At 58.0% G+C, this 22,097-nt stretch carries 20 protein-coding genes; 7 read left to right on the forward strand and 13 right to left on the reverse strand.

Annotated elements, in window-relative coordinates; translation table 11 throughout:
• Positions 1 to 178: 178 nt before the first annotated feature.
• The 13 genes from ACO05M_RS09250 to hemG all read right to left on the reverse strand — a co-directional run bounded on the left by ACO05M_RS09250 (position 179) and on the right by hemG (position 14,785).
• Positions 179 to 820 (reverse strand): CBS domain-containing protein, encoded by a 642-nt coding sequence (locus ACO05M_RS09250; protein WP_421861758.1) that lies wholly within the window; start codon positions 818 to 820, stop codon positions 179 to 181.
• Between the two features lie 135 nt (positions 821 to 955).
• Entirely contained in the window at positions 956 to 1,909 is a 954-nt protein-coding gene (locus tag ACO05M_RS09255) for a TRM11 family SAM-dependent methyltransferase (RefSeq protein ID WP_421861760.1), read from the reverse strand.
• Positions 1,910 to 2,077: 168 nt separating this feature from the next.
• Positions 2,078 to 2,671, reverse strand: coding sequence for a cytochrome c3 family protein (locus ACO05M_RS09260; protein ID WP_114693650.1), 594 nt, complete (start codon positions 2,669 to 2,671; stop codon positions 2,078 to 2,080).
• A gap of 43 nt (positions 2,672 to 2,714) precedes the next feature.
• Positions 2,715 to 3,170, reverse strand: a complete 456-nt coding sequence (locus ACO05M_RS09265) for a nitrate reductase cytochrome c-type subunit (RefSeq protein WP_421861762.1) — start codon at positions 3,168 to 3,170, stop codon at positions 2,715 to 2,717.
• Positions 3,167 to 4,033 carry a quinol dehydrogenase ferredoxin subunit NapH gene (gene napH / locus ACO05M_RS09270; RefSeq protein WP_421861764.1) on the reverse strand — a complete coding sequence of 289 codons (867 nt, stop codon included), beginning with the start codon at positions 4,031 to 4,033 and terminating at the stop codon, positions 3,167 to 3,169. The genes ACO05M_RS09265 and napH overlap by 4 nt, the downstream gene beginning before the upstream one ends.
• Positions 4,030 to 4,800 carry a ferredoxin-type protein NapG gene (gene napG, locus ACO05M_RS09275; protein ID WP_114693653.1) on the reverse strand — a complete coding sequence of 257 codons (771 nt, stop codon included), beginning with the start codon at positions 4,798 to 4,800 and terminating at the stop codon, positions 4,030 to 4,032. The genes napH and napG overlap by 4 nt, the downstream gene beginning before the upstream one ends.
• A gap of 53 nt (positions 4,801 to 4,853) precedes the next feature.
• The gene (gene napA, locus ACO05M_RS09280) at positions 4,854 to 7,346 is read right to left on the reverse strand and encodes a nitrate reductase catalytic subunit NapA (protein WP_421861766.1); all 2,493 of its coding nucleotides are present in this window, start codon (positions 7,344 to 7,346) and stop codon (positions 4,854 to 4,856) included.
• Positions 7,343 to 7,633 carry a chaperone NapD gene (locus ACO05M_RS09285; RefSeq protein ID WP_421861768.1) on the reverse strand — a complete coding sequence of 97 codons (291 nt, stop codon included), beginning with the start codon at positions 7,631 to 7,633 and terminating at the stop codon, positions 7,343 to 7,345. Before ACO05M_RS09285 ends, napA begins: the two co-directional genes overlap by 4 nt.
• A complete protein-coding gene (gene napF / locus ACO05M_RS09290) occupies positions 7,633 to 8,181 on the reverse strand; it encodes a ferredoxin-type protein NapF (RefSeq protein ID WP_421861770.1) in 549 nt (182 codons plus the stop codon). The genes ACO05M_RS09285 and napF overlap by 1 nt, the downstream gene beginning before the upstream one ends.
• 453 nt (positions 8,182 to 8,634) lie before the next feature.
• Positions 8,635 to 11,265 carry a phosphoenolpyruvate carboxylase gene (ppc, locus tag ACO05M_RS09295; protein ID WP_421861771.1) on the reverse strand — a complete coding sequence of 877 codons (2,631 nt, stop codon included), beginning with the start codon at positions 11,263 to 11,265 and terminating at the stop codon, positions 8,635 to 8,637.
• A 200-nt stretch (positions 11,266 to 11,465) separates the two neighbouring features.
• Positions 11,466 to 12,200 (reverse strand): PEP-CTERM/exosortase system-associated acyltransferase, encoded by a 735-nt coding sequence (locus tag ACO05M_RS09300; RefSeq protein ID WP_421861773.1) that lies wholly within the window; start codon positions 12,198 to 12,200, stop codon positions 11,466 to 11,468.
• Between the two features lie 129 nt (positions 12,201 to 12,329).
• Positions 12,330 to 13,439, reverse strand: coding sequence for a M48 family metalloprotease (locus ACO05M_RS09305; RefSeq protein ID WP_421861775.1), 1,110 nt, complete (start codon positions 13,437 to 13,439; stop codon positions 12,330 to 12,332).
• An 8-nt stretch (positions 13,440 to 13,447) separates the two neighbouring features.
• Positions 13,448 to 14,785 carry a protoporphyrinogen oxidase gene (gene hemG / locus ACO05M_RS09310; RefSeq protein WP_421861777.1) on the reverse strand — a complete coding sequence of 446 codons (1,338 nt, stop codon included), beginning with the start codon at positions 14,783 to 14,785 and terminating at the stop codon, positions 13,448 to 13,450.
• A gap of 166 nt (positions 14,786 to 14,951) precedes the next feature.
• Here hemG and nudF point away from each other — a divergent pair, with 166 nt between their 5' ends.
• The 7 genes from nudF (at position 14,952) to ACO05M_RS09345 (ending at position 22,017) form a co-directional block, all read left to right on the forward strand.
• Positions 14,952 to 15,653, forward strand: a complete 702-nt coding sequence (nudF, locus tag ACO05M_RS09315; RefSeq protein WP_421861779.1) for an ADP-ribose diphosphatase — start codon at positions 14,952 to 14,954, stop codon at positions 15,651 to 15,653.
• Complete coding sequence (locus ACO05M_RS09320) at positions 15,650 to 16,102, forward strand: DUF1249 domain-containing protein (protein WP_421861780.1); 453 nt, start codon at positions 15,650 to 15,652, stop codon at positions 16,100 to 16,102. The genes nudF and ACO05M_RS09320 overlap by 4 nt, the downstream gene beginning before the upstream one ends.
• Positions 16,103 to 16,112: 10 nt before the next feature.
• Positions 16,113 to 16,994, forward strand: coding sequence for a metallophosphoesterase (locus ACO05M_RS09325; RefSeq protein ID WP_421861781.1), 882 nt, complete (start codon positions 16,113 to 16,115; stop codon positions 16,992 to 16,994).
• Between the two features lie 108 nt (positions 16,995 to 17,102).
• Entirely contained in the window at positions 17,103 to 17,783 is a 681-nt protein-coding gene (locus tag ACO05M_RS09330) for a YqiA/YcfP family alpha/beta fold hydrolase (RefSeq protein ID WP_421861783.1), read from the forward strand.
• A 20-nt stretch (positions 17,784 to 17,803) separates the two neighbouring features.
• Positions 17,804 to 19,696, forward strand: coding sequence for a DNA topoisomerase IV subunit B (gene parE / locus ACO05M_RS09335; protein ID WP_421861785.1), 1,893 nt, complete (start codon positions 17,804 to 17,806; stop codon positions 19,694 to 19,696).
• 90 nt (positions 19,697 to 19,786) lie between these two features.
• Positions 19,787 to 21,343 carry a response regulator gene (locus ACO05M_RS09340; RefSeq protein WP_421861787.1) on the forward strand — a complete coding sequence of 519 codons (1,557 nt, stop codon included), beginning with the start codon at positions 19,787 to 19,789 and terminating at the stop codon, positions 21,341 to 21,343.
• On the forward strand, positions 21,340 to 22,017 hold the full coding sequence (locus tag ACO05M_RS09345; protein ID WP_421861789.1) for a sensor histidine kinase: 678 nt from the start codon (positions 21,340 to 21,342) through the stop codon (positions 22,015 to 22,017). Before ACO05M_RS09340 ends, ACO05M_RS09345 begins: the two co-directional genes overlap by 4 nt.
• Positions 22,018 to 22,097 lie beyond the last annotated feature (80 nt).

The raw sequence follows: 22,097 nt of genomic DNA on the forward strand, positions 1-22,097 counted from the left end.
CGATGGCTCTGATGAAATCGAGACCTGGATGAAGTCAAAACCTTGGATGAGGTCGAAGGCTTGGATGAAGTTTCATCCTCGGATGAAAAGCTGCGGCTGCTCCGGGAACCGACGGCCAGGACAGGCCTGGCCGTTGCTGGGTATGGCCCCCAGCTGATTTTAGGCTCGCAAATTGAGCTTAGGCCCAGAGATTGAGTTTAGGCTCTTCCGACAGAACCCTGAGAATATCGCCACGGGTCAGAATCCCAGCCAGCTTACCGTTGTCGATCACGGGCATGGCATGCTGGTTATGATCAACCATCACCCTGGCAATTCGTCGAACCGAAGAAACGGGCTCAGTGGTGATCACTTCGTCGGACATGATCGATCCGACTCGTTTGGTAGCCAACTCTTCGACATCCCAGTGATCGTCGAAAATATGCTTTTCGATATCGCGCCGGGACAACATCGACACGATACCGACGCCTTTTTGCACTACCGGCAATTGCTTGATGTCGTACAGCTGCAGCCAGCGCCAGGCATCAGACAACCAATCTTCGGGTGATACGGTATAGACCTGGGTCGACATCACCTGGTGGGCGTGTACGACGGGCTCGTTGACCCGCAGCTTCAGCGCTCGTTTATAGAGCTCGTCGGCTTTCAGGTATCTGGGGGTGTTGCTGGGTTGCTGGGTAAAAGCGACCACGGTTCCGCGGGGCTCGGTTTCATCCCAGAAGGCTTTGGTACGATTGAGGCGAATGGGTGCCGGTTTCTTGTGTTTATTGATCAGTTCAAGGGTACCGCGAAGTTTTAACCCGTGCTTATCGTGAATAGCAAACATTGCACTGCCCTCTGTTAGGTAACCAAGTGCAATGGTAGGTTATTTTTTCCGGTGTGAAATTTCACTTTGTCAGGTTTTCAGATCGGTTTTTTCGAACTATGAAGAACCTTGGGATGGCCGGGCTCTACAACCGAATCATGCCGGCCGAAGAATCAACACATCCCGAACGATCGATTCGCTCATCCGGTGCGCCGCGCTAAAGTCGGTGGCCCGGTAGCCCTGACCCTCAAAAGCCTCGATCATCGCCGCCCGTTTTGGGTTGTTGCTGTTGAATGCCAGGACCAGTGCCGATTGCTGCTTCAGGCAGTGGCGCCACACCGGTGCGCACTGACGAATGACGTCCAGCGGATTACGGGTTTTGTCGGTGGTGAAGTGCTGAACGCCGTAGGGCAGGTCGCACACCAGCAGGTCGAACTTGTCTTTTTTCAGTAGCTGGTCGGCGTCGCGGGCATCGCCGCTGATCACCCGCAGGCTGGTTTGTTCGGCACTGAAGTCGAGAAACTTACCGGCACTCTTGCGTTTCTGGCCGGTAATGCTGCCCTGGCTGAGCTTGTGTTTTTGGCGGTGCAGCTTGGTCCACTTTTTCAGGTTGCGTTGAATGTCGTCCAGCGCCTTGGCGTCCTGTTCCAAGCCCTTGCTGTTAAGTCCGTAACGCATCGCCCACAGCAGGGTGGTGGCACGCCCGCACATGGGGTCGAGCAGTTTGACGCCGCTCGAGGTGGCCGGGTCGATGCCAAGCTCGGCCAGACCCACGTTGATCAGCATCTGGGTCAGGTGTTCGTTGGTCTTGCCCTTGAACTTGCTGCCGAAGACGAAATCCGGATGCAGCTGGAAGTCGGCCTGCTGTGCCAGCGGCTGCAGTCGGTCACCGTCGATCCGGAAAAGTCCCTGCACAAATGACAGACGCAGCAGGGCTTGATGCTCCGATTCCTCGGCTTCGAGTTCAAAGAACTCCAACGGCCCCACGTCACGATAAACCAGCTCACGATCACCAAACAGTTGCTGAAATTCGCTGCGGGCAACGCTCAGGTAATCGGCGAAATAGGCAGAACGGGCTTGAGGGGAGATCAACAGGGCGAGTTTGTTCATAGCGCGGGTCGTCTGTCTCGAAGGCAGGGGTTTCGGGCTGGGTTTCGATGATCGCGGCAGTATACGGCTGCCTTATCGATCAAGAAAGCCCCGCCCACCAACAGCGTTGTGATAGCCACAAAAAAGGGCTGCGCGAGCAGCCCTTTGCGATACACATGCGTTATGGGATCAGTTGTCCCAGCCTTCGACACCGGACATGTCGGGCAGCTGGTGAGCAATACCCTTGTGGCAATCGATACAGGTCTTCTCGCCACTGGCCAGCGCCGTTTCATGCTCGTTGAAGGCACGCTTGCCTTGCTCGGAGTAGTCCATGGATTCGAAGTCGTGACAGTTACGACACTCACGGGAGTCGTTTGCCTTCATCCGAGCCCATTCGCGGGCGGCCATCTCGAAGCGGTGCGCTTCGAACTTCTCACGGGTATCGATCTTACCGGTGATCTTGCCCCAGACCTCTTTACTGGCCTGAATCTTCCGGATGATCTTATAAACCCACTCACGCGGTACGTGACAGTCCGGGCAGGTAGCTCGAACCCCTGAACGGTTGGTGTAGTGGATGGTTTCTTTGAGCTCCATGTACACGTTGTCACGCATTTCGTGACAGCTGATACAGAACTCTTCTTCGTTGGTCTTTTCCAGAGCAGTGTTGAAACCGCCCCAGAAGATGACCCCCGCGATGAAACCACCCAGCAGCAACACACCCAGGGCGGCTTTAGCTGGACTGGTTAAGGCGGACCACATTCCGCCCTTTTTATTTTCACTCATTCCAAACCCCTTCTTCAGTCGTTAGAAAATCCTGACCGTCGGCTTACTTAGCCAGATCGGTCGTGGACTGATAGGTGTTGCTGATCAACGGCTCGGCGGTTGCCTGCGGCACGTGGCACTGCATGCAGAAGTAGCGACGTGGCGAGATATCTGCCAGAGCGTGACCGTCACGGGTCTCGAAGTGAGTCAGGCTGACCTTGGTCGCACCGGACTCTTTGTAGCGCTCCCAGCTGTGGCAGGACAAGCACTTGTTGCTGCGCAGGTCGACCCGGTAGTTACGGATCTCGTGCGGGATCACCGGCGGCTGCTGGATATAGTTACGCTCGACCAGAACATCTGAGTCGTTGTTCTTGGCCATATCCGGCGCCTTGTTGGTGCTCTCTAGCTGCTTAGCGCCGCGCAGTGATTCCAGACCACCGGTGTCGGCAAAGGATGCGTTGGACAGTGCCAGACTGCCCAGTGCTAAGGCCGCAGATAGGACCACGGTTGTTTTTTTCATGGTTGTTTCTCCATCTGGTTGGCAAAGCGACTGCCAAATTCAAATACGTTGACGGAACAGATATCGATACAGCGACCGCAGTTGGTGCAATCGGGAGATTGAATCACCGGCCCATTGCCCTTGGCTTTCCCCTTCAGGGCGGGCTTGATCACATGGGGTTCCGGGCAGACGGCGTAGCAGTCCATGCAGTCGTAACAATCGTCACGCTTGCTGGCCTTGACCTTGAGCGGGCTGCCAGTGCCAATCAGGCGATAGCAGGCGCCCATCGGGCAGACATGGCCACACCAGCCCCGGGGCAGTACAAAGAGATCGAACAGGAACACCGCAACCACCAGCATCCAACCCATCCCCATGCCGAAGATCAGGCCGCGATGGAGCAGGGAGACCGGATTAACCAGTTCCCAGACCACCACGCCGGTGATCGCCGGTAGGATCAGCGTCAGCGCCAGCATCCAGTAACGCAGTTTGCGTGAGACTGAAAAGCGACGTCGGATTCCCAGCTTACGGGCGCACCAGCCGGCCAGGTCGGTGACCGGATTAACCGGACAGACCCAGCTGCAGAACACCCGACCGCCAACCAGCCAATAGAAGCCGGTGACGATCGCCACGCCAATCAGCAACGTACTGATCGGAGCATGGCCGCTGGCCAAGGTTTGCAGAAAAACGAACGGATCGCTCAGTGGTATCGCTTGCAGTAGCTCAGAGCTGGTCAGGTTTCCCTTGAGCAGCCAGTAACCCGCTACCGGGCTGACGATAAACAGGGCCAATGCAAGGATCTGGGTGATCCGGCGTAGTACCAGGAAACGGTACGAAGCCAGGTAGCCTTTCACCTTGATGGCGTCTGTTCCAACCTGCAGGGTCATGATTCACCCTCCGGACGGCGGATCGGCATTTTCAGCTGCTCCGGAATCAAAGATTCGCCCTGGTTGGCGGCCTTCTCTTCCCAGCCCAGCCGGTAATGTTGTCCGATTTCGCCTTTGGCCAATGAACGCGGAACCACCTTGATGGCGGCTTCCTCCAGCACACAGCCCTGCTCGCACTTGCCGCATCCGGTACAGTGGTCCGAATGAACAGTCGGCAGGAAGCGGGCGTGATGGCCGGTGCGGACGTTTCGCTCTCTTTCCAACGTGATCGCCTCTTCCTGAACCGGGCAGACGTCGTAGCAGACGTCGCACCGCAGTCCGAGGAAATTGAGGCAGGTTTCCTGATCGATCAGCACCGCCAACCCCATGCGGGCGTCATCGATATTGTCCAAAGCTTGATCCAGGGCTCCACTGGGGCAGGCTGCCACACAGGGAATATCGTCACACATCTCACAGGGCACCTCGCGGGCGATGAAGTAAGGTGTGCCGTTGGCCACAGGATCGGTGATTTGGGCCAGCTTCAAGGTGTCGAACGGACAATCCCGTACGCAGAGTCCGCAACGCAGACAGGCGGCGAGAAAATCGTCCTCGGGCAGGGCACCCGGCGGCCGCAGCATTTCGGGTGCGTGGGAACTGGCGTTGGTGGCAATCAGCCCCAAGCCCACTCCAACAGCCCCAACACCGCATAGGCCGCGCGCAGTGTCGGCAAAGAACTGGCGACGAGCGCGTCCTTCCTTACCTAGCTGCTTTGGGTTTCCCTGACTCATGGTCGTGTCCTATGTCTCTACCTTGTTACCGGCATTCAGTGGTTTTGCCTTTATCAGGCCTTCATTACCTTGACCGCACACTTCTTGAAGTCGGTCTCTTTCGACAACGGATCGGTGGCATCAAGGGTGAGCTTGTTGACCAGACGACCGGCGTCGAAGAACGGAATGAATACGAGACCTTCTGGCGGGCGGTTACGGCCGCGGGTTTCAACCCGTAGCTTGATTTCACCCCGACGGGAGGCCACGACGGCTTCCTGGCCGCGACGCAGACCGCGCTTCTTGGCGTCTTCCGGGTGCATATACATCAGTGCATCCGGGGCGGCGCGATAAAGCTCAGGTACACGACGGGTCATGGTACCGGTGTGCCAGTGCTCCAGTACCCGACCGGTGGAGAGCCACAGGTCGTATTCGTTGTCCGGAGACTCGGCCGGCGGCTCGTACGGAACCGCGAACATGACTGCCTTGCCGTCCTTCTTACCGTAGAACTGGAAGTCGGTGCCTTTCTTGACGTAAGGATCGTAGCCTTCCTTGAAGCGCCACAGGGTTTCCTTGCCGTCAACCACCGGCCAACGCAGACCGCGGGCCTGGTGATAGGTGTCGAAGTCAGCCAGGTCGTGAGCTTTACCGCGACCGAAGGCGGCGTACTCTTCGAACAGGCCTTTCTGGATGTAGAAGCCGAAGTCGTTGGCTTCCTGGTTGGCGAAGCCTTCCGCCGTTTCAGACAGCGGGTACTTATCAACCTGACCGTTGGCGTACAGGATGTCGTACAGGGTCTTGCCGCGGTATTCCGGCATCTTGGCGAGCAGCTCTTCGGGCCAAACTTCCTCAACCTTGAAGCGCTTGGAGAACTCAACTACCTGCCATAGGTCGGAGCGTGCTTCGCCCGGAGCGTCTACCTGCTGGCGCCAGAACTGAGTACGACGCTCGGCGTTACCGTAGGCACCTTCTTTCTCGACCCACATGGCGGTCGGCAGAACCAAGTCAGCAGCCTGGGCGGTGACGGTCGGGTAGGGGTCGGAGACGACAATGAAGTTATCCGGGTTACGGTAGCCCGGGTAGGCTTCTTCGTTGAAGTTAGGACCGGCCTGCATGTTGTTGTTGCACTGCACCCAGTAAGCGTTCAGCTTGCCGTCCTTGAGCATCCGGTTCTGCAGAACCGCGTGGTAGCCCGGCTTCGGCGGAATGGTGCCTTCCGGCAGTTTCCACAGCTTCTCGGACAGTGCACGGTGCTTCGGATTCTTAACGACCATGTCGGCCGGCAGACGGTGAGCGAAGGTACCGACTTCACGGGCAGTACCACAGGCAGAGGGTTGACCGGTCAGGGAGAACGGACCGTTACCCGGCTGAGAGATCTTACCGGTCAGCAGGTGGACGTTGTACATCAGGTTGTTGGCCCAGACACCACGGGTGTGCTGGTTGAAGCCCATGGTCCAGTAGGACACGACCTTCTTGTTCGGATCGGCGTACAGTTCGGCCAGCTTCAGCAGTTTGTGCTCCGGTACACCGGACATCTTGGAGGCTTTCTCCAGGGTGTACTCGCTGACAAACTCCTTGTACTCCTCGAAGGTCATCGGGGTGGAGCTGCCCTTACCCGGGTTCTTGGCTTTCTGCTCAAGCGGGTGGGTCGGGCGCAGGCCGTAACCGATGTCGGTGGTGCCCTTGCGGATGTTGACGTGCTTGTCCAGGAAGTCCTGGTTGACGCTGCCGCTTTCGATGATGTGGTGGGCGATATAGTTCAGGATCGCCAGGTCGGTCTGCGGGGTGAAGATCATGTCGTTGTCGGCCAGCTCGAACGAGCGGTGCTTGAAGGTCGACAGAACATGTACCTGCACATCCGGCTTGCTCAGACGGCGGTCGGTCAGACGCGACCACAGGATCGGGTGCATCTCGGCCATGTTGGAACCCCAGAGCACGAACGCATCGGCCATCTCGAGGTCGTCGTAGCAGCCCATCGGCTCATCGATACCGAAGGTCCGCATGAAGCCACCTACCGCAGACGCCATACAGTGACGGGCGTTGGGGTCGATGTTGTTGGAGCGGAAGCCGGCCTTGTACAGTTTGGCAGCGGCGTAGCCTTCCCAGACGGTCCATTGACCGGAGCCGAACATACCGACGGCGGTCGGACCTTTCTCTTTCAGTGCCGCCTTGAACTTCTCGGCCATGACGTCGAACGCCTTGTCCCAGGAGACCGGGGTGAACTCACCGAACTTGTCGTACTCACCGTCGGTCATCCGCAGCATCGGCGAGGTCAGACGGTCTTGACCGTACATGATCTTCGACAGGAAGTAGCCCTTGATACAGTTCAAGCCCTTGTTAACCGGCGCATCGGGGTCACCCTGAGTCGCCACCACGCGACCTTTCTGGGTACCGACCAGTACGCTACAACCGGTACCGCAGAAACGGCAGGGGGCTTTATCCCAGCGAATCTCCGCGTCACTCGATTTAGCGAGCAAGTTGGTGGCTGAGGCGGGCACGGCCACCCCAGCAGCTGCTGCTGTTGCAGCCACCGCATTGCTCTTAACGAAATCTCGTCTGCTTAATTTCATTGCATCGTCTCCTGCTTTTGCATGCTTTCATCTTCGGTGTGGTGGTAGACCAGCGAAGTCGAAAGTACACCTGGCATGTTGTTGATATCTTCGATGGTTTTTAAGGCGAACTTCTCGCCGTCGAGCTCTTCGACGGTGACAACGAGGTTGCCCTCATCACCGACGGCGTGAACTTCAACGCCTTTCATTTCCGTCAGCCGCTCGGCTACCGCCTTTGACTGGTCCGGAGCGGTACGTACCACCACACCGGTGATATCGAACAGCTCTTCGGATTGCTCTGACTGCATTACTGCTCAGCCTCCTTATCGTTGTTGGCTGTCATGGATTGGGCGTCCTGGACCAGTGGCTGGTGGACATTAATGGCCTTGGTCGGACAGACGGCAACGCAGGCGCCGCAGCCGGTACAGGCGGAAAGATCTAGTTTCGGGGTGGCGATGCCACCCAGTTGCGGTTTCAGCGTGATCGCCTCGGGTTCGCACTGTTCAGCGCAGCTGCGGCAGACCACCTGCTTGTAGGTCACGCAGGATTGGCTGATGTGAGCTTTGAGATTCCAGGGATCGTGGTCAGTGGAATGGAAGACCGGCGCTTTGCAGACTCGGACACAGTCTTCGCAGAAGGTGCATTCACCGCGGGAAAAGTCGACTTCCGGGAAACCGCCGGAGCCTTTGAAAAGAATTTGTTCGGGACAGGATTGGATACAGTCGCCGCAGCGACTGCAGTCGTTGATGAAAGCAAGCTCTTCCACACTCCAGGGCGGACGCAGAGGGAGGCGCTTTGATCCGGTATCACCCCTCAATAGTTGCCGCCTCGAGGGGTTGAAAGCGGCTTGGGCCATGTTGCTTAAGAGTTCCTGACTAAGAGCAATCCTGCTCAGGGTCCAGACCAATAACGCGGGTTACTAAATGATCGGTTTGGTCTGAATGTCAATAAATGCTGCAAAAGCAGCGATCATTTGGGTCAATCTAGTCCTCCCACTCAGGGCTGTACTTGATGTACATCAAAAAATATAACAACACGTTTTTAAAGGGTTTTAGCTGAATTGAGGTATTTCATCAGGGCTGATGAATAAAACAATTATCGCTTTAAAATCAGTCGGTTATATCGACTTAATACCCGATAAAAACAGTCTGATTTAAGGCTGGCGCAATGAGAATTGATTCGATTTGCGCCAAGCTTTTCAACTAGGCGAAGTGACTCCGTTTCAAGGCGGTTTGATCATGAAACGGAGTCACCGATGGAGCGATTGTTGGCCGTTTTTTTGGTAACAAGGAAGGGTGGCCTTGTTCCGCTAGCCGGTATTTCGCATACCCGCGGCAATACCGGTCATGGTTACCATCAGTGCCTGCTCTACGACCCGGTTGGATCCCTGCCGATCCCGACGCAGCAGTTCGGCTTGCAGGTAGTGCAGCGGATCGATATAGGGGTTGCGTACCTGGATCGACTGGCGGATCACTTCATTGTCGGCCAGCAGTTGATCGGTTTGCTTCAATGTCGGAATCAGTTGCTGGGCCTGGCGCAGCTGTTTGCGAAGCCGGCTACCCAGCTCGCGAAGTTCCGGATCCACCAGGCAGTGTTCGTAATAGCGGGCGATGGCCGGTTCGGCCTTGGCCAACACCATCTCCAGCATGCCGATATAGGCGTTGAAGAACGGCCACTGACCGATCAGCTCGCGCAGTTGATCCTGCTGCTGTTGCTCGCAGGCTTCGATCAGGGCTCGGCCGCTGCCGAGCCAGGCCGGCAGCAGCAGACGGGTCTGGGTCCAGGCGAAGATCCAGGGGATGGCCCGAAGGCTCTCGACCCCTCCATCCTGCTTGCGCTTGGCCGGGCGACTTCCCAGCGGCAGTTTGGCCAGCTCCTGCTCCGGCGTCAGCTGTCGGAAGTAGGGCACAAACTGCGGGTTGTTGCGAACCAGTGAGACATACTCCTGGTGGGCCCGCTGGGCCAACTGATCCATCAGTTCGCACCACTCGGGTTTGGGGGTGACTGGTGGCACCAGGCTGGCTTCGAGTACCGCGCCGGCGTACAGCTCCAGGTTCCGAACCGCCAGGTCGGGGATGCCGAACTTGTAGCGGATCATCTCCCCTTGCTCGGTCACCCGAAGGCTGCCGTCGACCGAGCCGGGCGGTTGCGACAAGATCGCGGTGTGGCTCGGGCCGCCGCCCCGGCCGACGGTACCGCCGCGGCCATGGAACAGGGTCAGATCGACGCCGTGTTGTCGGCAGGTCTCGGTTAGCCCTTGCTGGGCACGGTACTGGCCCCAGCTGGCGGCCAGCGCGCCGGCGTCCTTGGAGGAGTCGGAGTAGCCGATCATGACTTCCTGATGGCCGGCACAATAATCACGGTACCAGTCGACCTTTAGCAAGGTGTCGATGGCGGCGGGAGCTCGGTCCAGATCGGCCAGGGTTTCAAACAGTGGGGCGATCGGAATATTGAACTCGATGCCGCTCTCTTTCAGTAGCAGGGCCACGGCCAGCACATCCGAAGGCGCCGATGCCATCGAGATGACGTAGCTGCCTAACGACTGCGGGTCCTGGCGGGCGACCACTGCGCAGGTGTCCAGCACCTCCTGGACATTGGCGCTGGGGGTCCAGCCCCGTTGCGGCAGCAGCGGCCGCTTACTGTTCAGTTCGCTCAGCAGGTAGGCCTGCTTCTCGGTTTCATCCCAGTCGCTGTAGCAACCCAGGCCGTAGTACTCGGTCAGCTCGTCGAACACTTCGGCATGGCGCTCGGCATTCTGGCGGATATCAAGCCGGACCAAGCTCAACCCGAAACAGGCGATGCGACGCAGGGTGTCCCGCAGACAGCCGTCGGCGATCAGTTCCATGCCGCACTCGCGCAGCGAGCGATCGCACAGCAGTAGCGGCTCAAGAAGCTGGTCGTCCTGTAGCAGGATATCTTCGCCGGGCTGCCAACCCTGCTCGAGACAGCGCTTGGCCCAGTTGCGGGTATTGATAAGTTGCTGGCGTACCCGACGCAGCAGCTTCCGATAGGGTTCATCACAGTCGCCGACCACCTGGCGCAGCTCATCGCTGGCGCGCCCCATCGACAGTTCATGACGCAGTTTGGAGATATCCCCCAGCAGCAGATCGGCCGCCATCCAGCGGGCCAATAGCAGCACCTGCTCGGTTACTTCGGCGGTGACATTGGGGTTGCCGTCACGGTCGCCCCCCATCCAGGAGCAGAACCGGATCGGTGCGGCGTCGTAGGGCAAAGTGGTTCCGTTGATTCGCTGCAGTTCACGGTCAAAGTGGCGCAGGAAGGTCGGTACCGCCTCCCACAGTGAATTCTCGATCACTGCAAAGCCCCATTTGGCTTCATCGACCGGCGAGGGGCGTTCGCTGCGGATCTCGTTGGTGTGCCAAGCTTCGGTGATCAGTTGCTGCAGCCGTTCGGTCAGGTCGTGGGTGCGGGGACTGAGCGGATGCTCACGGTCGAGCTTTTCCAGCAGCTCGGCCATGGTTTCGTATTTCTGGATAAAGGTGCGCCGGTTGACCTCGGTGGGGTGGGCTGTCAGCACCAGATCGATACGCAGCGAAGCGGCCTTATCGGCCAACTGTTGCGGGCTGATACCGGCCTCGACGATCTCATCGAAGACCCGATCCAGCGCCTGCGGATCGGGCCGGGTGACCACCAGTGAATTTCGTCGTCGTATCCGGTGGTACTCTTCGGCCAGGTTGGCCAGATTCAGAAACTGACCGAAGGAGCGGGCCATCGGCACCAGCTCGTGCTCATCCAGTTGTTGCAGCGCCTGAACCAGCTCGTCGGTATCGACTTCGCCGCGGCGGGCGGCTTTGGAAAGTTTGCGGATTCGCTCCAGCTTGGTGAGAAATGCGTCACCCTGATCGCGCGCAATGGTCTGCCCGAGTAGTTTACCCATTAAGCGGACATCGTCTCTGAGGGGGGCTTGCAGGTCTTCCATCGGCTTGTCTCCAGGCTCTGGGGTAGATTGTATCGTCGCAACGGTCGGTGTGAGGGACAAGGGTTCCTTGCTGGCGGCATCAGAGTCGGTACCCGACAGGTGCTGAACTGCTGATGGGTAATTAGGGAGCTATCCAGGTTGTGGTGGCTCGTAATCCGTTCGGATCCCCCGTCGACGGTTTGGAGGTTCGAGACCGGTGATCAAGATTTTCCCGAATACCCCTGATGTACCTCCTTGCAGATCACCTTAAACAACGGCCGCAGCATCAGGCTCATATCGGCGATCACCTTGTTGACTTCCATCTTGTAGGGCGCTCGCGTACCCCGGTGCTCAATCGGTTCGCCGATCTGTTCCAGCTTGCCGCCCAGTTTGCAGAAATGGCGAGCCAGGCCGGGTTCGGTCAGGATGTAGAGGGTTTCGATGCCGTTGATCCGGGCCATTTCCAGTAGCCCGAGATAGAGACCGATCGGTATATAGGGAAAACGCGGTTGTTTCAGGGTGCCGAAGTCGGCGTCATTGATCGAAACCGCCTGTTTCTGTTCATGGGGACGGCGGCGATACTTTCCGATCACCGCCAAGCGGGATACTTCGGCGACCACCTGTCGCCGCTGCTGTTCGGTATCCGGCTCGCCTTCCCGGAGCTGTTTGCAGGCCAGCTGGAACGGCATCGGTGCCATCGGGTCTTCCGGATCCAGCATAACCATGCGGATACAGCCGACGAATTCGTCGTTATTGACGTTCTGCAGCAGGCAATGGTGGGCCAGCTTGTCGAACTGGTCGGTTTCCTGTTCGTTCTCCTGCAGCGGTTCCCAACCCAGTTCACGGCAATAAACCTGGTGGCGGACCCGGTACGCTTGTGCCTGCAGCTCCGGGGTCGAGGCCGGAACAACCCGGAAGTATTGTTGGAACTGTTTGTGGATGCGGGTTAACTCCAACAGCATTCCTAATTTTTGACTCAGACCCATGGCGCAGCTTCCAGGCTGTAACTTGTTGAAGGAATTAGACTATGCAGTTTGGGCCAAGATCGCACCGAAGCCAAGTCCGAAACGGTCGTTTAAGTCTTTTTATCTGATGAGTTCGGGGCTGAGATCGTCGCCGCGTTGTTGCTTTAAGCGGATCTCGGCAATGGCGGCCTGCATTCGAACAAAGCGCTCAGCATTGCCGGGATGGGTGTCGCCGGCGTTGGTGTGGATATGGCTGGGACGGCTGGTGGAAAGTCGGCGCCAGAATTCGGCTCGTCCTTCGAGTTCATAACCGGCTCGAGCCAGGAGATACAGCGCCAGGTAGTCCGCTTCGGACTCGAATTCCTTGGAAAAATGTATCGCTCCCCCGAGGCTGAAGGCCCCGGGTGACGGGATTCCCTGACTGATCAACAGTAGATCGATTGCGCCGCCCAGCAGCGTGTTGCGGGCGGTGGCAGGGACGTGACCGAGCAGGTTGTGGGCCAGCTCATGGGCGATGACCAGGGCCAGGTCGGCATCTTCGGTCGTAAAAGCCAGCATACCGTCGGTGATGGCAATGCTGTGATGATCGGCGAAGGCGTTAACCTGCTCGCTCGGCAGTCGTTTGATCGGATAATCACACAGGGTTTGGGGGCGCAGTTGCCGGGTCAGCGTCTCGCCATCGCGGTACAGGGTGACGGTGATGCTTTGATCCGGCTTGAGGCGCTGCAGTTGTTGGCGAAACAGTTTGGGGGCGGTTCGCGTCGCCGTCTGTCCCGTCGGCAGGGGTTGATCGCCCAGACTAATCAGTTTGTCGCCGGGCTGGAGTCCGGCCTCAGCGGCTGTTGATCCCGGTACAACCGCCAACAGTTGCAGGACTTCACCCAGTTGAAGCTCGCGAATGGCGGTATCACGCATCGAGGTTCGCGACGGGTTGCCGGCCGATTCCTGATCGGAGGATTCGAAGCTGTGACTGTTGGCGTACTGGATGCCCAGTGCCGTCCGGCTTTGCTCCGGACAGAGGTCGGTGGCATTTTGGAGAATCGGCCAACTGACCCGGCTCAGGCGTTGCTGCTGTGCCAGCCGGAAATGCAACGCCTGGGCCTGCTGACGTTCGGCTTCGCTGACGGTCAGCGCCGCTGCCGGCTTGGGCGACTGGTACGTCGGGGTGGCGCAGCCGGCAAGCAGTGCGCCGGTCACGATCAGCATCAATCCCCCGAGCTTGATTCTCATCGTTGCGTTCAGCTCAGCTTTTGCGCCAGTTCATAGCCGTTCTGCACACAGTCGGCCACGGAGATGCCATCACGCCAGTTGGCGCGCAGATGCAACCCGGGCAGTTCGGCTAACTTGGCGTCGATCGCTTCCAAACGCTGCAGGTGGCCCAGCTGGTACTGCGGGATTGCAGCGGGCCAACGGCTGATCTCAATCAGCGAAGGCTCGCCTTGGATACCCAGCAACGGGCGGATATCCTGCAAAACCCGCTGAACAATCTGCTCGTCGTCGATACCGTCGATCTCGGGGTTGAGGCTGCCGCCGATAAAACAGGTCAGCAGATGGCTGTCATCCGGTGCTCGATTCGGGAAGATGCTGGAAGGGAACAATACCCCGAGGGTTTCAACCCCGGTGCAGCGGGGGATCAGGAAACCGAAACCGTCCAGCAGGTGCTCGACCTGCTGCTTTTTGAAGCCCAGTGATACCGATGCCACATGGGGATATTCGATTGCGGCCAACTGGTTATCGAGACCACTGGTCAGCGGCGCAAGCAGGGTTTCACAGGCGGCGGCAGGCAGCGTCATGATCAGCTCATCGGCCTGCCAGTTGCGTTCGCCGGCGCTGGCCTGCCAGCGACCGTCGTCGAGGCGTTCGATCCGATCTACCGTAACGCCGGTATGCAACGATTCACCGAAGGCGTCAGCCAGGCAGTCCGCCAGCTGCTGCATACCCTGGTCGAACGAGATCATGCTGCCGCTGGGGCCGGCGCCGCCGCTGTGTTTGCCGGACAGGGTCTTGGCGATCATGCCGATAAACATGGACCGGTACTGCTGCTCCAGTGCGTAGACCTTGGCGGTGGCGGCGCGGACCGACAGGCGATCCGGGTCGCCGGCATAGACCCCGGAGACGAACGGATTGATGGCGTAATCGAGGAATTCACGACCGAGGCGACGCTGCACAAACTCCGCCACACTCTCTTCGTGATCGGCACGACCGATAAAGGGTTCCAGCAGCAGCCGCCATTTACCGGCGGACTTGAATAGCGGGGTACTGATAAAGGCACCGGGTCCCATCGGCAGCGGGTGGATCTGACCATCGCGCAGGACATAGCGTTTCTTGCTGGTCTTATCGGCTTCAATGGGGCTGATCTTCAGACTGTTGAACAGCAGATCCAATGCCGGACGGTTATTCAGGGTCGAGTTGGGGCCGCGTTCGATCAGGAAACCGTCGCGATGAAGCGTGCGCAGGTTGCCGCCGGCCTGATCCCGGGCTTCGAGCAGGGTGACTTCATGGCCCTGTTGTTTCAGGAACCAGGCGGTTGTCAGACCAGAGATGCCGGCGCCGAGAATCACAAAGGAGCGGCTCATGGGAGGATCCTTAAGCTGGAAAAATTCAGCCCCCACTATAGCCAGCAGGTGATTGAATTCAATGATTTCGTAGCGCTGGCTGTAACGATCCTGATCGCGATTGCCTCTGTGTGAAGATGGCCCAGGTTCCCTAAGCGGCCGTTGGGCAGCTATAGTTGGGCGATACTTGGGTTATGACAAGCAAGAGGTTAAGAGCATCAAAAACGCCCCCACGTTCAACCCCGATGATGTGCAGCTGCTCCAGACTGAGCGACTTCACGACGGCTTTTTCAAATTGGATCGACTGCAGCTTCGGCACCGGTTATTTGAGGGTGGCTGGTCCAATACGCTGACCCGTGAGCTGTTTATTCGTGACGATGCGGTCTGCCTGTTGCCCTATGATCCGGAGCGTGACCAGGTGCTGCTGATCGAGCAGTTCCGAATCGGTGCGCTACAGGATCCGAGCAGTCCCTGGATGCTGGAACTGGTGGCCGGCATCGTCGAGCCCGGGGAGTCGGTGGCGCAGGTTGCTCAGCGCGAGGCAGAGGAGGAGGCCGGCCTGCAGGTGCAGCGGTTGGAAAGGATCTGCTGCTATCATGTCAGCCCCGGTGGTAGTCAGGAGCGGATTCACCTGCTCTGTGGCCAGATCGACAGTCGTGGCCAGGGCGGTCTGTTCGGACTGGCCGACGAGGGCGAAGATATCCGGGCACTGGTGGTCAGTCGAGAGGCGGCCTTTGCGGCGGTCAACGACGGCAGGATTAATAACGCGGCCACCCTGATTGCACTGCAGTGGCTGCAGTTGAATTATCAACGGCTGCAACAGCTTTGGGGCTTTGACAAGAGCGGTGAAAGCGAGAACAGAGCAGACAACCAGGAGACAGCGCAATGAGCTTGGCGGTACGCAAGCGATATGTTCCAGACCTTGGCGCACAGATGGCCTGCTGCGAAGGCAACTATCTGAAGTTGATGCGGCTGATGCCGGATCTGGACGGCTGTGACCTGCGCGAATTCCATGTTAGCTGGCACCAACATCGGACTTGTGTGCAGATTCGGGTCGAAGAGCGCTTTACCTACACCACCACGTTGCGGGTCGAGCAGCGTTACGAAGACAACCAATGGATTCAAATGCCCGCCTTGATGGTGCGGCTGTACCATGATGCGCGCATGGCCGAGGTAATCTGCCGTAAACAGCGGCGCCAACTGGCCGGGCGCTACAGCTACCCCAATGCCCAGATGCATCAGCCCGATGAGAAAGCCCAGCTTAACCGCTACCTGGGTGAATGGCTGAGCCAGTGCCTGGCCCATGGCCACAACAGCGACCAGTTGGTTGAAGCCTGATTCTCCGTTGATGACCCAGCCGACTACCAAGCCCACTATCCAGCCGACTATCCCCGCTGAGCAGCAACTGCACAGCCACGGTGAAATATTGCAATTGGTCCAGCTCAGCGATCTGCACCTGCCCGAGCAGCGAGCCCTGGGCTATCGCGGCCTGGACGTCGATCGGCAGTTCCAGCAGATATTGGCCGATCTGGAAGTACGTTTTCCTCAGCTGGATGCGCTGCTGCTCAGCGGCGATCTGGTTCACCATGGCAGCGAGAGCGGCTACCGGCGTCTGCTGGATTATCTGCAGGATTTCGGGGTGCCCTGGTATTGGATTCCCGGTAACCACGACGATGCCCGGATGATGGCCCGCTTGAGTCCGCAACAGCCTAAGGTGCTCAGCTGGAACGGATGGCGGTTGGTGTTGCTCGACAGCAGTGCCGAGCCGGATGGACGGGGTTCCGGCTCGTTGCCGATCTCCGAACTGCAATTGCTGTCACAGCAGCTGCAACTGGCGCTCGAACAGCAGCAACGATTGTTGGTGGTGCTGCATCATAATCCGGTGAGCGTCGATAGCCCCTGGCAGGATCAGATCATGCTCGGCAATGCCGAGGCCTTATGGCGCACCTTGGCGCCGGCCGATGCAGCCGGAATGCCGGTCATGTTGTTGTTCGGGCATATCCATCAAGGGCGTGGCTTCGCACATGGAATCCATCGTTTATACAGCTGTCCGGCTACGTCGGTGCAGTTTGCCGCCGGCACCGAACAGATGCAGTTGGTAGACGGCGGTCCCCTGGCCGCGCCGGGCTACCGCTGGCTGGAGTTGCGGCCATTTGATTCGGGCGAGGATCGTCGCGATCCGGTGGAATCATGGCTCAGATCAGGTATCGTGCGGCTCGACCTTGCCTAAGCGTTTGTCGATAAGGTATTTTCCGGATAGATTAGCGCCGAACAAACAGCCGTCGGTAACAAGGCGGTAACGGTTGCTCCCGTCCAATACCTGACACTTAAGGCCATCATGAATACGCCGCTGTATTTATATATCCACGGCTTCAACAGCTCACCCCAGTCCTATAAAGCGCGTCATCTGGGCAACTGGATGAAACAGCAAGGCCAGGGTAAGCGCCTGTTGGTGCCGGAGCTGCCTTACCAGCCCGCCGATGCCATCGTGTTGCTGGAAGAACTGCTGGCCGAACAGCGCCGACGTCACCAACAACCGATCGTGTTGCTGGGAAGCTCGCTGGGCGGCTATTACGCCACCTATCTGGTTGAAACCCAGGGCCGCGAGTCGAACCTCAGTGCGGTTCTGATCAACCCGTCGGTGCGACCCTTTGAGTTGCTGGATGTCTGGCTGGGAGAGAACGAAAACATCTATACCCACGAGCGCTACCTGTTGACCCGCGGCCATCTGGATCAGCTGTTGACGCTGAACCGGCAGAGTTTGCACGACCCGTCACGCTACCTGTTGCTGACTCAGACCGGTGATGAAGTGCTCGATTATCGCGAAGGGGTGGAAAAGTTCGCTCAGTCACGCCAGGTGGTCACCGAAGGGGGCGACCATGGTTTCCAACATTTCGACAGCTATTGGCCGACCCTGTTTGAGTTTGCCAACGATGACGCTTTAAAACAGCAGGCTGAAGCCTATCTCAAGGCCATGACTAGTCCGGCGGACAACGCGACTAATCCGGCGGATAACTAGCAGAGAACAACGCAGTAACGATGAGTAATAACTACAACGCCGATGCCATTGAAGTCCTCAGTGGTCTCGATCCGGTCAAAAAACGACCGGGCATGTATACCGAAACCGATCGACCCAACCACCTGGCCCAGGAAGTTATCGATAACTCCGTCGACGAGGCGTTGGCCGGTCACGCGACCCAGATTGAGGTCACGCTGCACCCGGATAACTCGCTGTCGATCAGCGATAACGGGCGCGGTATGCCGGTGGATATCCACCCGGAACATGGTATCAGCGGGGTGGAGCTGATCCTGACCCGACTCCATGCCGGCGGCAAATTCTCCAACGATAATTACCAGTTCTCCGGCGGTCTGCACGGGGTTGGGGTGTCGGTGGTGAATGCGCTGTCGAAACTGCTGGAAGTGCAGATCAAGCGGGATGGGAAACTGTATCGGATCGGCTTTGCCGACGGTGAGAAAGTCTCCGATCTGGAAGTGATCGATACGGTGGGCAAGCGCAACACCGGCACTGAGGTGCGGTTCCTGGCTGATCCGCAGTACTTCGACTCGCCCAAATACTCGGTGGCGAAACTGCGCCATATGCTTCGGGCCAAGGCGGTGCTCTGTCCGGGCCTGAAGGTGATCTTCAATGATCTGTCCGGCAAGGAGAAGGACAAACAGAGCTGGTATTACGAAGATGGTCTGACCGACTATCTCAAAGGGGCCAACCAACTGTTCGAAACCCTGCCGCAGGAGCCCTTTGTCGGCTCGTTGACCGGTGATATCGAGGCTTGCGAATGGGCGGTACAGTGGTTGCCGGAAGGCGGTGACCTGGTGGCCGAGAGTTACGTCAACCTGATCCCGACCGCCCAGGGCGGTACCCACGTCAACGGTTTTCGGACCGGTCTGCTGGAGGCGATTCGGGAGTTCTGCGAGTTCCGCAACCTGCTGCCACGGGGGGTTAAACTGACCGCCGAAGATATCTGGGATCGCTGCTGCTATGTGCTGTCGGTAAAGATGCAGGACCCGCAGTTCTCCGGTCAGACCAAGGAGCGACTGTCATCCCGGCAGGTGGCGGCGTTTGTCAGCGGCACGGTCAAAGATGCGTTCAGTTTGTGGCTCAACAAACACACCGATCAGGGTGAGCTGTTGGCGGAACTGGCGATCAATAACGCCCAGAAGCGGATGCGTTCGCGCAAGAAGGTAACCCGCAAGCGGGTAACCCAGGGACCAGCACTGCCGGGCAAGCTGGCCGACTGTTCCGGCGGTGAGGCGCTCAATTCCGAACTGTTCCTGGTGGAAGGGGACTCGGCCGGCGGTTCCGCCAAGCAAGCCCGTGATCGTGAATTCCAGGCGGTGATGCCGCTGCGCGGTAAGATCCTCAACACCTGGGAGGTCGAGTCGGGCGATATCCTGGCCTCGCAGGAGGTGCATGATATCTCGGTGGCGATCGGGGTCGATCCCGGCTCGGACAACCTCGATGGGCTACGCTACGGTAAGGTCTGCATCTTGGCGGATGCCGATTCCGACGGGCTTCACATAGCAACTTTGCTGTGCGCGCTGTTCGTGCGCCACTTCAAACCGCTGGTGATGGCCGGCCATGTGTATGTGGCGATGCCGCCGCTGTATCGGATCGATGTCGGTAAAGAGGTGTTCTATGCGCTGGACGAGGAGGAGAAGTCCGGCACCCTGGATCGCATCCACGCCGAGAAGAAACGCGGCAAGATCAACGTTCAGCGCTTCAAGGGTTTGGGTGAGATGAACCCGATGCAGCTACGGGAAACGACCATGTCGCGTGATACCCGTCGGTTGGTGCAGTTGAGCATCGAACCGGGTGACGGGACCCACGAGATGATGGATATGCTGCTGGCGAAAAAACGCGCCGGCGATCGCAAGGAGTGGCTGCAACAGAAAGGAAATCTGGCACAGGTGTAACGGCCTGAAACCATCGCCGACGAGTTCAGCTCATCCGATGGCACAGGGTCACAACGGGCCGCGCTAGAGCAACATGAAGGAACAATAACAATGCTCGACTATTCAAAATTGCGGTTTCTGATTATTGAGGATTTTGCCCATTTCAGCTCGGCCTTGCGGGGCATGGTGATGTTCTATGGGGTTCCCCTGGAGAATATTCAGATCGCCAAGGATGCCGAACAGGCGATACCGCTGCTGAAGAAGACCCGCTACGACGTGGTTCTGTCCGATTACAACCTGGGCGAAGGGCGTAATGGCAACGATATCCTCGAAGAGGCCAAGCACCACAAACTGCTCAAGAGCGCCTGCCTCTATATTATGCTGACGGCTGAAAACTCGACGGATATGGTGATGGGAGCGCTGGAATACCAGCCCGATGAATACCTGACCAAACCCTTTACCAAAGAGGTGCTGAATGCCCGTCTCGAGCGCCTGATTGCAAGACGCGATGCCCTGTTGCCGATCTATCGGGAGATCGATAAGGGGCATCCCGTCAATGCGGTGAAACTCTGTGCCAGTCTGGCGGCGGAACATCCGCGCTATAAAGGCTATCTGCTCAAGCTTCGCTCAGAGTTGTTGATGGAGCTGAAGGCTTACGACAAGTGCGCCGAGCTCTACGAGTCTTTGCTGCAGAACAAATTTGTCCCCTGGGCTGAATTAGGGCTGGGCAAGTGTTTCTTCTACCGTGACGATTTTGCTCGGGCCGAAACCCATTTTCGCAACATCCTCGATCAGAATTCGCGCTATGTGCAGGCCTACGATTGGCTAGCCCGGGCACAGCGGGCCCAGAATGATCCGGAAACCGCGCAACAGACGCTGGAGAGTGGTGCGGCGATCTCTCCGCGCAATGTCCGGCGCCAGACTCTGCTGGGTGAATTGGCATTGGCTAATGGCGATCTAGCCGTTGCAGAGAAAGCTTTTAACCAGAGTATCAAAGTCGGAAAAACGTCGGTTTTTCGTGACCCCAACCATTATTTTAACCTGACCGAGGTGATCGGGGAGCGGATCAAAGAAGCGGATCCGCGGACTGCCAAGCGGATGCAGATTAAGGTTGGGAACCTGATGGATGAGGTCCGTAAAGAGTACAGGCGGGATTCGTCGGTTGGCGTAAAATCCCATCTGTCTGAGAGTGAATTCTACCAGGGCCTGGGCGATAGCAAGATGGCTGAACAGGCATTGCAGAAGGCGTACGATGCCTGTGTTAAAAAAGGCGCCGATGTCAGCAGTCGAGTTAAGGAGCAGCTGCTGAACTCGCTAAATGACGCCGGTAAAGCGGAGCAAGCACAACAGTTGCTGCAGCAGATGGAGCGTGAGGAGTCCGCCTACAACCATGAAGCGGTGGAGCATTACGCTAAAGGTGAAATCGAGCAGGCGCTTAAGTTGCTGCAAAAGGCTCTGGTCGATAAGCCCCGCAGTTTCTCGATCAACCTGAACTTTGCCCAGGTGGCGCTTCGACAGATGAAAGAGAAGGGCGCCAATCCGAAACTCATGGCGCAGGTGGGGCAATGTTTTGAGCGGGTCGACAGCCTGTCACCAGACGATAAGCGCTATGTGCACCGACAGCAGCTCAAGGCCCTGTATGAGAAAATGGGAGGCGCCCAGGCGTGAGCAATGATGCGAAGCTGGATTTCGCCACCCTGTTGGCCTCCAGCGTCCACGATATGAAAAACTCGATTGCACTGATGATGCATCAGATCAATCAGTTACCGCCTCAAACCGACGACTCCGGCGTCGATGTCGGGCGGCTTCAGTTGGAAGCCAACCGACTGAATAATTCGCTGATCCAGTTGATGATGTTGTACAAGGTGGAAAACCAGCAATATCAGTCACTGTTTGATGAGCATTATCTGGATGAATTTATCGAGGATGTGGTGCTGATGAATCAGCCGACCCTCGAGCCCTGGGGGATCGCGATCGAACAACAGGTAGATCCCGATCTATGCTGGACCTTCGACAAGAACCTGGTGGTGGGGGTGTTGGGCAATATCGTTACCAATGTGATCCGCTATGCCCGCTCCAAGGTGCTGATTCAGGTCCGCGAATCTGATGGCTTTCTAAGCCTGGCGGTGGAAGACGATGGTCCCGGCTATCCGGATCCGATGCTCGGCGAGCTGGAGAAGCGCCGGATGGGAGTGGATTTCGGTAGCGGCAGCACCGGCTTCGGGCTCTATTTTTCGGTGCTGGTGGCCGAACATCATCGCCAGGGGGATCGCTGCGGGCGTGTGCGGTTGAGCAATGGTGGCCAGTTGGGCGGAGGCTGCTTCGAATTGATTCTGCCCTGATTGATCGTATTGAATGGTCTGCGCCTGGTTTGCCGGGCGGGGGTCGAGTCTTATCTGCGGTTTTTGAAAACCGAACTGAA

It is taken from the genome of Motiliproteus sp. (assembly GCF_965230735.1).
Lineage (GTDB): Bacteria > Pseudomonadota > Gammaproteobacteria > Pseudomonadales > Balneatricaceae > Motiliproteus.

Bases quoted from the DNA above. Each gene is read 5' to 3' on its own strand.
- ppc (WP_421861771.1), bottom strand. From the start codon at position 11,265: ATGGAAGACCTGCAAGCCCCCCTCAGAGACGATGTCCGCTTAATGGGT.
- ACO05M_RS09305 (WP_421861775.1), bottom strand. From the start codon at position 13,439: ATGAGAATCAAGCTCGGGGGATTGATGCTGATCGTGACCGGCGCACTG.
- napG (WP_114693653.1), bottom strand. From the start codon at position 4,800: ATGAGTCAGGGAAACCCAAAGCAGCTAGGTAAGGAAGGACGCGCTCGT.
- napH (WP_421861764.1), bottom strand. From the start codon at position 4,033: ATGACCCTGCAGGTTGGAACAGACGCCATCAAGGTGAAAGGCTACCTG.
- napF (WP_421861770.1), bottom strand. From the start codon at position 8,181: ATGGCCCAAGCCGCTTTCAACCCCTCGAGGCGGCAACTATTGAGGGGT.
- ACO05M_RS09320 (WP_421861780.1), top strand. From the start codon at position 15,650: ATGAGCTTGGCGGTACGCAAGCGATATGTTCCAGACCTTGGCGCACAG.
- ACO05M_RS09250 (WP_421861758.1), bottom strand. From the start codon at position 820: ATGTTTGCTATTCACGATAAGCACGGGTTAAAACTTCGCGGTACCCTT.
- ACO05M_RS09260 (WP_114693650.1), bottom strand. From the start codon at position 2,671: ATGAGTGAAAATAAAAAGGGCGGAATGTGGTCCGCCTTAACCAGTCCA.
- ACO05M_RS09330 (WP_421861783.1), top strand. From the start codon at position 17,103: ATGAATACGCCGCTGTATTTATATATCCACGGCTTCAACAGCTCACCC.
- ACO05M_RS09325 (WP_421861781.1), top strand. From the start codon at position 16,113: ATGACCCAGCCGACTACCAAGCCCACTATCCAGCCGACTATCCCCGCT.
- ACO05M_RS09265 (WP_421861762.1), bottom strand. From the start codon at position 3,170: ATGAAAAAAACAACCGTGGTCCTATCTGCGGCCTTAGCACTGGGCAGT.
- ACO05M_RS09340 (WP_421861787.1), top strand. From the start codon at position 19,787: ATGCTCGACTATTCAAAATTGCGGTTTCTGATTATTGAGGATTTTGCC.
- napA (WP_421861766.1), bottom strand. From the start codon at position 7,346: ATGAAATTAAGCAGACGAGATTTCGTTAAGAGCAATGCGGTGGCTGCA.
- parE (WP_421861785.1), top strand. From the start codon at position 17,804: ATGAGTAATAACTACAACGCCGATGCCATTGAAGTCCTCAGTGGTCTC.
- ACO05M_RS09285 (WP_421861768.1), bottom strand. From the start codon at position 7,633: ATGCAGTCAGAGCAATCCGAAGAGCTGTTCGATATCACCGGTGTGGTG.
- hemG (WP_421861777.1), bottom strand. From the start codon at position 14,785: ATGAGCCGCTCCTTTGTGATTCTCGGCGCCGGCATCTCTGGTCTGACA.
- ACO05M_RS09255 (WP_421861760.1), bottom strand. From the start codon at position 1,909: ATGAACAAACTCGCCCTGTTGATCTCCCCTCAAGCCCGTTCTGCCTAT.